General features: G+C 71.6%; 13 protein-coding genes. 4 read left to right on the top strand and 9 right to left on the bottom strand.

Features of this window, described 5'->3' with window-relative positions; translation table 11 throughout:
* Positions 1-53 precede the first annotated feature (53 nt).
* Both ROT00_RS13450 and ROT00_RS13445 read left to right on the top strand, forming a co-directional pair.
* Positions 54-707 (top strand): hypothetical protein, encoded by a 654-nt coding sequence (locus tag ROT00_RS13450; RefSeq protein WP_404775539.1) that lies wholly within the window; start codon positions 54-56, stop codon positions 705-707.
* Positions 704-1360 carry a hypothetical protein gene (locus tag ROT00_RS13445; RefSeq protein ID WP_404775538.1) on the top strand — a complete coding sequence of 219 codons (657 nt, stop codon included), beginning with the start codon at positions 704-706 and terminating at the stop codon, positions 1358-1360. Before ROT00_RS13450 ends, ROT00_RS13445 begins: the two co-directional genes overlap by 4 nt.
* Here ROT00_RS13445 and ROT00_RS13440 read toward each other — a convergent pair.
* Positions 1357-2514, bottom strand: a complete 1158-nt coding sequence (locus tag ROT00_RS13440) for a DmpA family aminopeptidase (RefSeq protein WP_404775537.1) — start codon at positions 2512-2514, stop codon at positions 1357-1359. The two genes, ROT00_RS13445 and ROT00_RS13440, sit on opposite strands and share 4 nt — an antisense overlap.
* 144 nt (positions 2515-2658) lie before the next feature.
* Here ROT00_RS13440 and ROT00_RS13435 point away from each other — a divergent pair, with 144 nt between their 5' ends.
* Entirely contained in the window at positions 2659-4140 is a 1482-nt protein-coding gene (locus tag ROT00_RS13435; RefSeq protein WP_404775536.1) for an APC family permease, read from the top strand.
* On the top strand, positions 4137-4733 hold the full coding sequence (locus ROT00_RS13430; RefSeq protein WP_404775535.1) for a TetR family transcriptional regulator: 597 nt from the start codon (positions 4137-4139) through the stop codon (positions 4731-4733). The genes ROT00_RS13435 and ROT00_RS13430 overlap by 4 nt, the downstream gene beginning before the upstream one ends.
* 13 nt (positions 4734-4746) lie before the next feature.
* Here the strand turns inward: ROT00_RS13430 and ROT00_RS13425 are convergent, their stop codons facing one another.
* From ROT00_RS13425 to ROT00_RS13390, 8 genes are all read right to left on the bottom strand, one after another.
* Positions 4747-5553, bottom strand: coding sequence for a nitrilase-related carbon-nitrogen hydrolase (locus tag ROT00_RS13425; RefSeq protein ID WP_404775534.1), 807 nt, complete (start codon positions 5551-5553; stop codon positions 4747-4749).
* 55 nt (positions 5554-5608) lie between these two features.
* On the bottom strand, positions 5609-6985 hold the full coding sequence (locus tag ROT00_RS13420) for an NAD-dependent succinate-semialdehyde dehydrogenase (RefSeq protein ID WP_404775533.1): 1377 nt from the start codon (positions 6983-6985) through the stop codon (positions 5609-5611).
* Between the two features lie 63 nt (positions 6986-7048).
* Positions 7049-7435 carry a cupin domain-containing protein gene (locus tag ROT00_RS13415; RefSeq protein WP_404775532.1) on the bottom strand — a complete coding sequence of 129 codons (387 nt, stop codon included), beginning with the start codon at positions 7433-7435 and terminating at the stop codon, positions 7049-7051.
* A complete protein-coding gene (locus ROT00_RS13410) occupies positions 7432-8883 on the bottom strand; it encodes an NAD(P)/FAD-dependent oxidoreductase (RefSeq protein WP_404775531.1) in 1452 nt (483 codons plus the stop codon). Before ROT00_RS13410 ends, ROT00_RS13415 begins: the two co-directional genes overlap by 4 nt.
* A 130-nt stretch (positions 8884-9013) precedes the next feature.
* Positions 9014-10492 carry a helix-turn-helix domain-containing protein gene (locus ROT00_RS13405; RefSeq protein WP_404775530.1) on the bottom strand — a complete coding sequence of 493 codons (1479 nt, stop codon included), beginning with the start codon at positions 10490-10492 and terminating at the stop codon, positions 9014-9016.
* A gap of 141 nt (positions 10493-10633) precedes the next feature.
* A complete protein-coding gene (locus tag ROT00_RS13400; protein WP_404775529.1) occupies positions 10634-11296 on the bottom strand; it encodes a cysteine hydrolase family protein in 663 nt (220 codons plus the stop codon).
* Positions 11293-12732 carry a DUF222 domain-containing protein gene (locus tag ROT00_RS13395; protein ID WP_404775528.1) on the bottom strand — a complete coding sequence of 480 codons (1440 nt, stop codon included), beginning with the start codon at positions 12730-12732 and terminating at the stop codon, positions 11293-11295. Before ROT00_RS13395 ends, ROT00_RS13400 begins: the two co-directional genes overlap by 4 nt.
* A gap of 326 nt (positions 12733-13058) precedes the next feature.
* Positions 13059-13463, bottom strand: a complete 405-nt coding sequence (locus ROT00_RS13390; protein WP_404775527.1) for a winged helix-turn-helix transcriptional regulator — start codon at positions 13461-13463, stop codon at positions 13059-13061.
* Positions 13464-13511: the final 48 nt, after the last annotated feature.

Raw genomic sequence — 13511 nt, 5'->3', positions numbered from 1 at the left:
GCCCCCGGTCGGTACGCTGAGCCGACGGAGTACCTGATCGGCTGGGGGAGACGATGACGGGAACGGGCGCAGGCGGGCGCATCAGACGCGCGGGAGCGGTCGCGGCGATCGCCGCCCTGCTGCTGGCGGGGTGCGCGAGCGAGCCGGAACCCACGCCGAGCCCGACGGCGACGCCCACGCCGACACCCAGCTCGACGCCCACGCCGACGCCCACCGAGACTGAGGCCGCGCCGGATCCGGCCGACCCGTCGGGCTGGCTGATCAGCGCCGACGGCATCGGGCCGATCGAACGCGGGGCGCCGTACCCCGAGGCCATCTCCTCGCTCACGGACCTCTACTCGGTCGAGCCGTCGGGGCTCTGCCCGGAGCTCGTGTACCTGAAGCACCCCGAGAAGGCCGAGTTGCTCGTGATCCGCTCGGAGGATGGCGCGTCCGTGTACCGCGTGTGGGCGTTCAGTTCCGCGCGCGACGCCGGAGGTCTGCGCAACGGCGGCGCGACCGATGCCGGGATCGGACTCGGGGCGACCGTGGAGGAACTCCAGGCCGCCTACCCCGAGCTCGAACTGGTCATCGAACGACCGAGCTCGGACGTGTATGCGGTCGGCGACGACGGATCCGGCTGGATCATCTTCACCGCGGTCGACGGCGTGGTGGGCGGCATCGCCGCCGCGGATACGAAGTTCGCACCGCAGGAGCTGTGCGCGTGAACCGTCCCAGCCGCACCTCCGTCGCGGTCGCCGGATGCCTCGCGATCGCCGCCCTGCTGCTGGCGGGCTGCGCGAGCGATCCGGAGCCAACGCCGAGCCCGAATCCCTCGCAGTCCGCGAGCTCCGGTCCGACCCCGCCCCCGACCTCGATGCCCACGCCGACCGTCGCAGCGCCCGATCCCGCCGACGTCACGAGCTGGGTGATCAGCGCCGCGGGCTTCGGGCCGATCGCTCGCGGCGCGGCCTTCCCCGATGTGGCGACGCCGCTCACGGCCTTCGAGCTCGCGCCCGTCGACGAGGCGTGCCCGAGCCTGTTCACGCTGTCACGCGATGACACCGCATCGCTGCTCCTCATGGTGCCCGAGGGCGGCGACCAGGTCGAGGACGTCTGGGTGTCCGGCTCACCGGACGCCTCCGGTGCACTGCCCGTCGCGCCGCGAACGGCCGAGGGCATCGGGCTCGGCTCGACGCTCGAGGAGCTCACCGCCGCCTACCCCGGGCTCCAGCAGATCGCCCAGCTGAGCGCCGAGGGCTTCGGCTACGCCGTCGGCGACGACGAGGCCGGCTGGATCGACTTCATCGTCGTGGAGGGTGCGGTCACGAGCATCGGCTCCACGGCCGAGCCCCGTGCGCCCAAGGAGTTCTGCGGCTAACGCGCGGCGTGCTCGGCGAACGCCCGGCGCACCTCCTCGTGCGGGAGGGCGTAGCTCGCGTGCCCGTCGCGGCCCTCGAGGTCGCGGGCGGCGACGAGGGCGTTCGCCACGGCCTCCTCGACGGCCTCCACGGTGGCGCGGTAGAGCGGATCGATCGCGCCCCAGGGGACGAAGTCGAGCCGCTCCAGGCCCGGGTTCGCGCCGCGGCCGAGCTGCGAGGTGAGCGCGCCCGGGTTCGCCGTCGAGAAGGCGAGGAAAATGTCGCCCGAGAAGTGGCTGCCGGCCGTGCCGGTGCGGGCGAGCCCGAGCGGCACCCGCCGGGCGAGGGCCTCGCACTGACCGGGGAGGAGCGGGGCATCCGTCGCGACGATCACGATCACGCTACCGGCGCCCGCGGCGGCCTTCATGCGCTCGCCGTCGCGCACGAACCAGTCGTCGTCCTCGATCGGCTTCGGCGCGGCCGACTCGCGGCCGAGCGGCCGGCCGGCGAGACGGAGCTCGTCGCGGTCGCCGAAGTTCGCCTGCAGCAGCACGCCGACGGTGTACTCGCCGCCCGCCGTCGCGACGACGCGGGACGCCGTGCCCGTGCCGCCCTTGAAGGCGTAGCAGTTCATGCCGGTGCCGCCGCCGACGTTGCCCTCGGCGATCGCTCCGCCCGCCGCTGCGTCGAGCGCGGCCCGCGCGTGCTCGGGGCGCACGTGGCCGCCGTTGATCTCGTTCAGATAGCCGTCCCAGGTCTCGCCGACGACGGGCAGCATCCACTGCGCCGACACCTCCGGATGCGTCTCGTGCACCCACTCGTCGACGCCCTGGTGCACGGCGCCGACGGCGTGCGAGTTCGTGATCGCGATGGGCAGGGCGAGGGCGCCCGCCTCGTCGATCCAGGTGCGCCCGGTGAGCTCCCCGTTGCCGTTCAGCGAGTACGTGCCGGCGGCGCAGGGCACGCCGACCCCGTCACGGCCCCGGGGGAGGATCGCGGTGACGCCGGTGCGGGCCGTGCCCGTCTCCTCGGGCCCGCTCACGAGCGTCGTGTAGCCGACCTGCACGCCCGGGACGTCGGTGATCGCGTTCGCGGGGCCGGGCGCGCCGTCGAAGGGCACGCCGAGGTCTCTGGCCCGCGGGGACTCGGCACGGGACTGGCTGGTGGTCGTCATCGACGCTCCTCGTTCTCGAACACCCGTTCAACTTTCGGGTGACGATCACGCTAGCACCCTTGACAGCGGGAATGCAGGCCGGTTGAATGACCGTTCAGATTCCGCCGCACTCGTTGCGGCCGCCGCCACGCTGAGGAGACGATGATGTCTGAACGAACGATCAACACCGCCGAGCCCGCGCCGCCCACGCGTCGCGGTGCGCTCGCCGCGGGACGGCTGGGCGTCGGCGACGTCGTCTTCTTCGTCGTCTCGGCCGCCGCACCGCTCACCGTCGTCGCGAGCGCGGCGCCGACCTCGATGCGCATGGGCGGCATCGGCGCGGCGGGCGCGATGCTCGTCTGCGCCGTCGTGCTCATCCTTTTCGCGCTCGGCTTCACCGCGATGTCGACGCACGTGCGCAACACCGGCGCCTTCTACGCCTACGTCTCCCGCGGGCTCGGCAAGCCGGCCGGCCTCGGCGTCTCCTTCGTCACGATCTTCGCCTACGCCATCCTCACCGTCTGCTTCTACGGCTTCATCGGATTCTTCGGCGAGCTGACGTTCGGCGGCCTCTTCGGCATCCAGCTGCCCTGGGTCGTCTGGTCGCTCATCGCGGCCGCGATCGTCGCGCTGCTCGGCTATCGCAAGATCGACGTCGGCGCGAAGGTGCTCGGCGTCCTGCTCACCGCGGAGGTCGCGATCCTCCTCGTGCTCTCGGTCGCCGTGCTCGTGCAGGGCGGTCCGGAGCCCTGGAGCGCCGCCCCCTTCGACCCGAAGGAGATCTTCTTCGCCGCCGGCGCCGGCAGCCTCTTCGTCGTCGGCTTCGGCGCGTACCTCGGCTTCGAGGGCACCGCGATCTACGCCGAGGAGGCGAAGAACCCGCGGCGCACGGTGCCGATCGCCACCTACCTCGCCATCGGCTTCCTCGGCGTCTTCTACGCCTTCACCTTCTGGATGCTGACGGTGGCGTTCGGGGCGGACGGGGTCATCGGGATCGCCCGCGGCGACGCCTTCGAGACGATGGTGTTCGCCGCCGGGGCCGAGTACCTCGGCGACTGGGCCGCGGTCGTGATGCAGGTGCTCATCGTGACGAGCTTCTTCGCCTGCCTCCTCGCCTTCCACAACGCCTCGAGCCGCTACCTCTACTCGCTCGGGCGGGAACGGCTGCTGCCCGCCGCGCTCGGCCGGACGCATCCGAAGACGAAGGCGCCGTACGTCGCGAGCGGCGTGATGAGCGTCATCGCGGTCGCAGCCATCCTCGTCGCGTTCCTGCTCGGCGCCGATCCGTTCCTCCAGTTCGCGATCTGGACCTACGCCACGGGGGTCGCCGGCCTCGTCTTCGCCCAGGCGGTGGCCGCGGTCGCCGTCGTCGGCTTCTTCGCGAAGGACCGGCGCGGGCACAGCGTCTGGCGCGTGCTCGTGGCCCCGGCGATCGGCGCGGCCGGGCTCATCACCGGCTTCCTGCTCATCGCGTTCAACTTCGAGATCGTGACGACGATGACCGGGCCGATCAACTGGGTGCTGCTCGCGCCGACGCCGCTGCTGTTCATCGTCGGTATCGTGATCGCCATGATCATCCGCCGACGCGACCCGGCCCGCTACGCCGCCCTCGCCGAGAACCTCGACGACGAACGGGCCGAGGCGTGACGCGTTCCGCGAAGCACGCGCAGCGCCGCGACGACCTCGTCGCGGCGCTGCGCCGCGTCGCGAGCGAGCGGGGGATGGCGCAGGCGAACGTGCGGGCCGTGGCGGCCGAGGCGGAGGTGAGCGCCGGCAGCGTGCTCTACTACTTCGAGTCGTTCGAGCAGCTGCAGTTCGCGGCGGTCGAGGGGGTCCTCGAGGAGTTCTACGAACGACGGCGCGCCATCGCCGATCGGGAGCCCGATGCCGCGCTCCGACTCCGTGCGCTCATCGAGGCCGGCGTGCCCGACGTGATCAGCGACGAGCTGCGGCTCGTCTACGAGAGCATCGGCCTGCTGCGCGAGAAACCGCAGTACAAGCCGCTGCACCGCTCCATCGTGGAGCGGCAGGTGATGCTCTACCGCTCGACGATCGAGGTGGGCGCCGCGCTCGGCGCCTTCCGGCCGCGGCAGGAGCAGGCCACGATCGCCCGCAACCTCGTCGCGCTCGAGGACGCCTACGACCTCTATCCGCTGATCGGGGTCGAGCTCGACCGGGCGGAGTGCCGCCGTGCGGTCGTCGAGTACGCGGAGCTCGCGCTGGACTGCTCGCTGGGCTGAACCTCTCCAGTCGTCAGCGCAGGAAGCGCAGGTAGTCCACGGCGGGATCGACCGGGGCGCCCACCATCAGCACCGCCTCGGCGATCTCCTCGTCGCCGCCGAGCTCGAGGGCGACGGAGCCGTCGGCTCGGACCGCCCGCGATCCGCCGACGAAGCGGAAGCCCTCGGCCTCGCCGACCGCGTTGACGTACACGTGCGGCAGCCGGTTGTCGAGCGCGCGGGCACGGGACGCGAGCTCGTGGTCGGGCAGGAACGGCGCCATGTTCGCGGCGACCGAGACGAGCAGCTCGGCGCCGGCGAGCGCGAGCCGGCGCGCGGGCTCGGGGAACTCGATGTCGAAGCAGATGAGCGCGCCGATCGTGGCGCCCGCGGCCGTGCCGAGCACGTCGGCGTCCCCGGCGGCGAACGCCTCGGCCTCGGCGCCGAAGAGGAGCCGTTTGCGGTAGACCGCGGCGAGCCGGCCCTCGGCGTCGATGATCGCGAGGGCGTTGTGCACCGCGGCATCCCCGTCGCCCGCCGGCGCGGCATCCTCGGCGCGCTCGGCGAAGCCGAACGCGATCGCCGTGCCGGCGGCGCGGCAGGCCGCCCCGAGCTCCGCGAGGATCGGATCGTCGTGGGTCACGGCGAGTTCGGCGACCCGCTGGCCGGTGTAGCCGCAGAGGAACAGCTCCGGGAAGACGGCGAGCTCGGCATCCGGATGCGCCGCCAGCACCTCGCGGATCGTCGCCGCGTTGGCGCGGAGGTCGCGGGGCGTCGCCGCGAGCTGCGCGAGGACCACCCGGAGCTCGCGCTCCCCGGTGGTCCCCGCGTCGTGGCTCATGTCGCCCGCGTCCCCGTCTTGTCGGCTTCCCGGCTGCTTCCCGGCCTGCTTCGCGCTACTTCGCGACGAAGGACAGGCGGCGGTTCGCGAACTCGCCGATGCCGATCGGGCCCATCTCGCGGCCGAAGCCGGAGCGCTTCACGCCGCCGAAGGGCAGCTCGGCCGCCTCCGCCGCGATCGTGTTGACGTGGGTCATGCCGACCTCGAGCCGGGAGGCGACCCGTGCCGCGCGCGCCTCGTCGGTGGAGAACACGGAGCCGCCGAGGCCGAGGTCGCAGTCGTTCGCGAGCTCGAGCGCCTCCTCGTCGCTGTGCACCCGGTAGACGGTCGCGACCGGCCCGAAGATCTCCTCGCGGTACGACTCCGAGTCGCGCGGGACGCCCGTGAGCACGGCCGGCGAGTAGTACGCGCCGGGGCCGTCCGAGAGCACGCCGCCCGCCTCGAGCGTCGCGCCCGCCGCGACCGCGCGCTGCACCTGGGCGTGCACCGTCTCGGCGGCGACCCGCGTCGACAGCGGGGCGTACTCGCCCTCGCCGAGGTCGAGCTGGTCGCCGGGGACGAGGCCGTCGGCGAGCTTCTTCAGCTCGGCGACGAACTCGTCGTAGATGTCGTCCATGACGATCAGCCGCTTGTTCGAGTTGCAGACCTGGCCGCCGTTGTAGACGCGGAAGTCCCAGGCCGCCTTCGCGACGCTCGCGACGTCGTCGGCGTCGAGCACGACCATCGGGTCGATGCCGCCGAGCTCGAGCACGCACTTCTTCAGATTGCGGCCCGCCTGCTCGCCGATGATCGCACCGGCCCGCTCGGAGCCGGTGAGGGAGACGCCCTGCACGCGGTCGTCGGCGATCATCGTCGCGATCTGCTCGTGCGAGGCGAAGACGTTCTGGTAGCCGCCGACCGGCACGCCGGCCTCCTCCATGATCTCCTGGATCGTGAGGGCCGAGCGGGCGCAGATGTCGGCGTGCTTCAGGATGATCGTGTTGCCGAGCACCAGGTTCGGGGCCGCGAAGCGGGCGACCTGGTAGTAGGGGAAGTTCCACGGCATGACGCCGAGCAGGGTGCCGATCGGGAGCTGCTCGATGACGGCCTTCCCGGGGATCGTCGAGGGGATCTCGTAGTCGGTGATGAGGCTCGGCCCGTGCACCGCGTAGTAGTCGATGATCGCGGTCGCGAACTCGACTTCGTCGATCGACTCGGCGTACGACTTGCCCATCTCGACCGCGATGAGGCGCGCGAGCTCCTCCTTGCGCTCCTCGAACAGCTCGGCGACGCGCTTCACGGCGCCGGCGCGCTCCTGCACGCTGCGCTCCCGCCACTCGCGGTACGCGCCGTCGGCCGCCGCGAGGGTCTGCTCGATCTCGGCGTCGGTCGCGACCTCGAAGGTCTCGACGATCTCGCCGGTCGCGGGGTTCTGCACCCGGTACTTCGCCATCTTGGCTCTCTCCTTCGTCTTCGTGGTCTGGTGCGTGCGCGGCTCGCCGCCGCGCCGGAGCGCTCAGCGCTCGATGAACACCTTGCGCAGGGGCTCCCGCACGGTCCAGATCGTCTGCATGCCGGCCTCGAGCCGCACCACCGAGCCCGGCGCGAGCACGATCGGCTCGCGCGCCGGCTCGACGAACTCGACCGTGGCGTCGCCGGCGAGGACGACGAACACCTCGTCGACCTCGGTGTCGCGCATCGTGCCGCGGCTCATCTCCCAGATGCCGATCTCACCGGCATCCGAGACGTCGAGCGGGAGGTAGGCGGTCGTCGGCTCGCCCGCGACGGACTGCTCGGCGGGCACCGGCTCGTGCTCGAGCGCGGCGGCGGGGCCGTCGACGAGCACGCCGGGGACGAGACGCTCGGCGCCCTGCTGCTCGGCGCCCTGCTGCTCGGCGCTCACGAGTCGAACCCGAGGCCGAGGGCGTCGAGCGTCTTCAGCAGCACGTTGCGCTTGCCCCGGTTGTGGTCGGCGCGGTCGAGCGACCAGCGGGTCGCGTTGATGCCGATCGCGGCGGCCGGCTCGGGCGGGAACGGCAGCGGGCGCTTGCGCACCATCTCGAGCTGGGTGCGCTCGTTGTCGCGCCGCTCGAGGAGGTCCAGCATGACCTCGGCGGCGAAGCGCGTCGATCCGACGCCGAGGCCGGTGAAGCCCGCGGCGTAGGCGACGCGGTGCTCGCGCGCCGTGCCGAAGAACGCCGTGAACTGCGTCGAGGTGTCGATCGCGCCGGCCCACTGGTGGCTGAACTGCAGGCCCTCCAGCTGCGGGAACGTCGTGAAGAAGTGGCTCGCGAGCTTCTGCCACGACTCCGGGCGGTTCTCGTACTGATCGCGCACCTTGCGGCCGTAGTGGTAGACGGCGTCGTAGCCGCCGAACAGGATGCGGTTGTCCTTCGAGAGCCGGTAGTAGTGGAACTGGTTCGCCATGTCGCCGATGCCCTGGCGGTCCTTCCAGCCGATCGAGTCGAGCTGTTCGGCCGAGAGCGGCTCCGTCATGAGGACGTAGTCGTAGACCGGCACGGTCATCAGCCGGTTGCGCTTCAGCAGCGAGGGGAACACGTTCGTCGCGAGCACCGCGTGCCGCGCGTCGACGCGGCCGCCGTCGGTGACGACGCCGACGGCGCCGGTCGACCCGGGGGTGTCGATGCGGCGGACGGGCGACTGCTCGAAGATCTCGACGCCGCGCTCCTCGGCGACCCGGGCGAGCTCGGCCGCGAGGCGGGCCGGGTGCACCATCGCGTTGGTGCGCTTCTCCCACACGCCGCCGAGGTAGGTCGGGGAGTGGACGGATGCCTGGACGGCGGCCTCGTCGAGATACACGACGTCGTCGGCCTCGCCGGCGGCGGCGGCCTCGTCGGCCCACTCGCGGAGCCACTCGAGCTGGTGCTCCTCGATCGCGGGGGCGAGCTGCCCGGTGCGCTCGAACTGGAAGTCCATGCCGTACTTCTGCTCGCTCGCCTCGATCGCGTCGAGGTTCTCGAGACCGAGGCGGTCGAGGAGCGGCATCTCCTTCGGCCAGCGGGACACGCCGTTCTCATGGCCGTGCGTGAGGCTCGCCTCGCAGAAGCCGCCGTTGCGACCGGACGCGGCCCAGCCGATGCGCTTCGCCTCGACGAGGACGACGTGCGATTCGGGGGCGCGCTCCTTCGCGAGGAGCGCGGTCCAGAGGCCGGTGTAGCCGCCGCCGACGATGACGAGGTCAGCGACGACCGTGCCGGTGAGTTTCGGCCGCGACGGCTTCAGCGCCTCGGGCAGGTCGTCCCGCCAGAAGACCGAATGGCGGGTGTCGGCGAGCGCATGCTCGATGACGGATGAAGAGGGTCGACGTCGTTCGAAGACGGTGGTGCCCACGGGGATCACTCCGATGCGTGTTTGGTTCCCACCATCCTGACGCGACGGCGGCCGGCTCGCCAGCCCGCCGTTGTCGCGGAATCGCGGCGGCGCCGGACAGATTGACGGGACGGACCCGGCCGTCGAGCGGTCAGACCGCGGGGGCGTGCTGCTCGAGGAACTCGTACACCTCGGTCTGGTCGACGCCCGGGAAGGTCCCGGTCGGCAGCGCCGCGAGGAGGCTCGTCGGTGTGCGCGCGGCCGGCCACGAGGCATCCGCCCACTTGTCGGCGAGTCCCTCCGGGGCCTGACAGCAGCTCGGGTCGGGGCAGCGGGAGACCGCGCGGTGCGGGGTCTCCCGCCCGCGGAACCACTTCACATGCTCGAAGGGCACGCCGACCGAGACCGAGTACTCGCCCTCCTTCGCCTTCTCGATGCGGGAGGTGCACCAGAAGGTGCCGGACGGAGTGTCCGTGTACTGGTACCAGGGGCTGAAGCGGTCCTCCACGTCGAACACGGTGCGCGCCGTCCAGTTGCGGCACACCGTCGTGCCCTCGACCGCGCCGAGCGCGTCGGAGGGGAAGCGGACGCGGTCGTTCTCGTACGCCTTGATGATCGTGCCCGACTCGTGCACCTTCATGAAGTGCACCGGGATCTCGAGGCGCGCGGTCGCGAGGTTCGTGAAGCGGTGACCGGCGGTCTCGTAGGAGACGGCGAAGTGGTCGCGCAGCTCCTCCATCGAGATGCGGCGCAGGTTCTTCGCCTCGGCGAGGTAGCGGACGGCCGCCTGCTCGGGGAGGAGGATCGCCGCGGTGAGGTAGTTCGTCTCGACCCGCTGGCGGAGGAACTCGCCGTAGTCGCGGGGCTCCTCGTGGTGCAGGAGGTGGCTCGCGAGCGCCTGCAGGATCGGCGAGCGCGAGTCGCGCGAGGGGGACTGCTGCGTCGGCAGATAGATGCGACCGTGCCGCTTGTCGGTGACGGACCGGGTCGAGTGCGGGAGATCGCCGACGTAGTGCAGCGAGTAGCCGAGGTGGGACGCCATATCGGCGACGAGCTGGTGCGAGACCGGGCCGCCGGTGTGCCCGACCGCTTCGAGCAGCTCGGCGGCGACCCGTTCGAGCTCGGGGTAGAAGTTGTCGCGCGCGCGCATCTCCGCGCGGAGCTCGGCGTTGGCGCGGCGCGCCTCCTCCGGGGTGGCGGCGCGCTCGCGGTGCAGCCGGTCGATCTCGTTGTGCAGGGCGAGGATCGTCTGCAGGGTCTGGTCGTTCATCGTCTTCGCGACGCGGAACGGGTCGAGGCCGAGCGCCGCGAAGACGGGGCCGCGCTGGGCGCGCTCGACGGCGATCTCGAGCGCAGCCCGTTCGCTCGGGGCGTCGGCGCGGAGGAGCTCGTCGACGGTCGTGCCGAGGGCGAGCGCGATCGTGCGGAGCATCGAGAGGCGAGGTTCGCGCTTGCCGTTCTCGATCGCGGACACCTGGCTGGGTGCGCGGTCGATCGATCGGGCCAGCTCGCCGAGGGTCATGCCCCGGGCGGTGCGGTGCTCGCGGATGCGGCGGCCGAGCGTGAGCGCGTCGACCTCGCCGGGCTCGGGGCCGGCTGGGTCGGTCGAGGGTCGATCGGCGGCGATCATGTCAACGATGGTCACACGCGCGGACGGATGCCGCAAACGGAACTTTCGCAAGAATTCTGCTCGTGAGCGGCGCGGAGTCGGTCTTGTGGTGTGATGCGCGGCGATCGCGCCGCCGGCGGAGTGAAGAAGTGCGAAATGTGGTCAGCGCCCGGCGAGCAGCTCCTCGGCGGTCGTGACGGCGGCGTAGCTGTCTCCGAGTGCCGCCATGAACGCGGCGTGCACCTGCGCCGCCGGTACGGTCACGCCGTCGAACGCGAGATCGGGGGCTGCGCAGGCGTCGTGCACGACCGTGACCTCGAAGCCGAGGTCCGCCGCGGCGCGGACCGTCGCGTCGACGCACATGCTCGACATCATGCCCATGACGACGAGCTCGGGAGCGGCGGCGGCGGCCTGGAGCTGGGCGGCGGCGGCTTGCGTGTCGTCGGCTTGTGCGGTGTCGGACTGCGAGGTGTCGGAGTGCGCGGCCCCAGCCGGCTCGGCTGCGACCCGGACTGCCCCGTCTCGGAGCACTCGTTCGAGATCGGTCCCGAGGAAGGCGTTCGGCAGCGTCTTCGTGATCAGGGTCTCGCCGTCGCGGGGCGCGACGCTCGGGTGGATCTCGATGCCGGGCGTGCCCGGCTGGAAGAATGCCGCGTCCGGGGCATCCCAGACGTGCTGGATGTGCACGACCGGTTCGCCGTGCGCGCGCCAGGCACCGAGCACCTCGGAGGCGCGCGCGGCTGCCGCTTCGGGGCCGACGAGCGGGTGCCGGCCACCGGGGAAGTAGTCCTGTTGGATATCGATGATGAGCAGCGTGCGGGTCATGCGCTCACGCTAGCCGGAGGCGGCCGGTTCGCGGGAGCCCTCCCGAGCGCATCTCGGGATGTGCCGCGGTGGTCGCGGTCGGGGGCGCTTCGAGAACCGCGGAACGGGCCTCGCCGTTTCGTGAACCGCTCGGCGAGCAGGCGTTCGCTCGCGAGGTTGCCCGGGCGGGGGATCTGCTGCGGATCGAGATGCGCGGGCGGGATGAACCAGCTGCGGTCGTCGCGCACCTGAATCCGCCAGCCGTCGCGGTGGACACGATGGTGGTGGTGGCTGCACAGCATGATGCCGTTGCCCGTATCGGTGCGCCCGTCGTCGCGCTGCCACCAGGCGATGTGGTGCGCTTCGCCGTACCCGGGCGGCCTGAGGCATCCGGGCCAGGCGCAGCCGCCGTCGCGATCGACGAGCACGAGCTTCTGCTCGGCGCTGAAGAGTCGTGCCGAGCGCCCGAGGTCGAGTCGAGCTCGAGCGTCGCCGAGCAGGAGCGGGCTGATCCCGGCGCTCAGGGCCAGGGCGCGTGCCGTCGCGATCGAGACCGGCTGGTCGATGCCGTCGATCGTGGCATGCCCGTTCCCGGAGACGAGCGCCTCGGCATCGACTCGCGCGACCACGGTGACCCGCCGAAGCGCGGTCGGCGCCTCGCCACAGCTCAGTGCGTGCCGGGCGAGGTCCGCGAGCGCGTCGGCGTTGAGCTGGGCGATCGATCGGTCTTCGCGGAACACCGGGTCGGCGGGTGTCGCGCCGTTGGGCTCCGGGACGCCGCCGTCGGTGCGCCCCGGGAGAGTGCGGCCGCGGGCAGCCCGGAGTGCAGCGCCCACCAGGGATTCGACGGCCGACTTCACCGCCGCACCGCTTTCGGGGTCGAACGCGCCTCGGACGACGATCATGCCGGAACGGTCCTCGCGGATGGTGAGCGATCGTCTGGCGCGGAGCTCCGCTTCTCGAGGTTCGACGCCGTCGGGATCGAGATGGGCTTCGAGCCGCTTGACGAGTGCGTGGACGCCGTCGACGCCGACGATCGGGGCACGGTCGACCAGCAGAGCCTCGGCGGCGCTGATCGCCTCGGGGGAACTGCGCATCTCGATGCGGTCGAGGAATCGCGAGACGACTGCGGCTGCATCGACGCAGATGGCGCCGCGGTGCATCGCTGCCGCGAGGAGCGGGCGCCTGGCCGGGAGTTCGTCGTCGAAGAAGCTCCGTCGCGACGCGATCGCCCGCCCCACCTCGATCATGCGAACGGCGTCGAGGTTCCGGCGCCCGCTCGCCGTGGCGATGAGCCTGGCCGCGTTCGGGAAGCCGTGCTCCCTGGCGAGGTCTGACTCCACCTCGCCGCAGGAACGATCGGCGAGTTCGGCGGCGCAACGCGCCTGCAGGGCGTCGAGCGCGCGGGCGGCCGCGGCAAGGGCCTCGATGGAGCGAACCAGACCCGGTCCGCTCATCGCGTGCACTTCTGCATCGATGCCGAACACCGGCGCAGTCAGCGCGCCCGCCCATGCTTCAACGGCGCTGGCCGCTGCCGCAGCGAAGGCGTCTGTGGCTGGTTCGGAGTGCATGCCTCCATTGTCGCCCCGCCTGGGCGCCAAATTCGAAGGTGTGTTCGACCTGTGGATAACTTCCGTCGGCGAGTGCTGGTAGTCCTAGCCTTGTCTCAGAAGCGAACGAGCAGGATCTCGGAAGATTCGATCGTAACCGGGTATGACGGTGTGAGCTGAAGGAGGAGCGGTGAAATTCGAACGTGTATACGAGGTGAAGGAGTGGTGCTCTGTCAGACTCGGGCGTCGTCGAGCGAGCGTTCACGAGCCGCCAGCACTTCCGGCACGTGGGCCTCCGCCCACTCCCGCATCGCTCGGATCGGTTTGAGCAGCGAGGTGCCGAGCTCCGTCAGCGAGTACTCGACCCGCGGCGGAGAGTCCCGGTAGGCGCGTCGTCGGATCAGGCCATCGGCCTCGAGCGCGCGCAGCGTCTCCGTGAGCACCTTCGGCGTGACCCGGCCGACGCGCTCGCGGAGTTCGCCGAAGCGCAGTGTCCCGCCGCGCTCCAGGGCGAGGAGCACGAACATGGTCCAGCGTTCGCCGATCCGTTCGAACACCACCCGGCTCGGGCAGTCGGGCGCGAGCACGTCCGGGGCGTCGTCCGCTGCGGTCGCGGCGATGGTGTGCGGCTGAGGCATCGGCGGTGTCCCGTCCGGCGTCGTGGTTCCCCGGAGGGAAGTTCCGTT

Source organism: Agromyces mediolanus, from assembly GCF_044917495.1.
GTDB classification, from domain to species: domain Bacteria; phylum Actinomycetota; class Actinomycetes; order Actinomycetales; family Microbacteriaceae; genus Agromyces; species Agromyces mediolanus_B.
Note: the sequence above shows the minus strand (reverse complement) of the source record. Positions and strands in the feature narration are given on the sequence as shown.

What these genes read in the sequence shown, in the direction of transcription:
- ROT00_RS13450 (WP_404775539.1), top strand. Translation starts at nt 54, where the DNA reads ATGACGGGAACGGGCGCAGGCGGGCGCATCAGACGCGCGGGAGCGGTC.
- ROT00_RS13440 (WP_404775537.1), bottom strand. Translation starts at nt 2,514, where the DNA reads ATGACGACCACCAGCCAGTCCCGTGCCGAGTCCCCGCGGGCCAGAGAC.
- ROT00_RS13435 (WP_404775536.1), top strand. Translation starts at nt 2,659, where the DNA reads ATGTCTGAACGAACGATCAACACCGCCGAGCCCGCGCCGCCCACGCGT.
- ROT00_RS13425 (WP_404775534.1), bottom strand. Translation starts at nt 5,553, where the DNA reads ATGAGCCACGACGCGGGGACCACCGGGGAGCGCGAGCTCCGGGTGGTC.
- ROT00_RS13420 (WP_404775533.1), bottom strand. Translation starts at nt 6,985, where the DNA reads ATGGCGAAGTACCGGGTGCAGAACCCCGCGACCGGCGAGATCGTCGAG.
- ROT00_RS13405 (WP_404775530.1), bottom strand. Translation starts at nt 10,492, where the DNA reads ATGATCGCCGCCGATCGACCCTCGACCGACCCAGCCGGCCCCGAGCCC.
- ROT00_RS13400 (WP_404775529.1), bottom strand. Translation starts at nt 11,296, where the DNA reads ATGACCCGCACGCTGCTCATCATCGATATCCAACAGGACTACTTCCCC.
- ROT00_RS13395 (WP_404775528.1), bottom strand. Translation starts at nt 12,732, where the DNA reads ATGAGCGGACCGGGTCTGGTTCGCTCCATCGAGGCCCTTGCCGCGGCC.
- ROT00_RS13390 (WP_404775527.1), bottom strand. Translation starts at nt 13,463, where the DNA reads ATGCCTCAGCCGCACACCATCGCCGCGACCGCAGCGGACGACGCCCCG.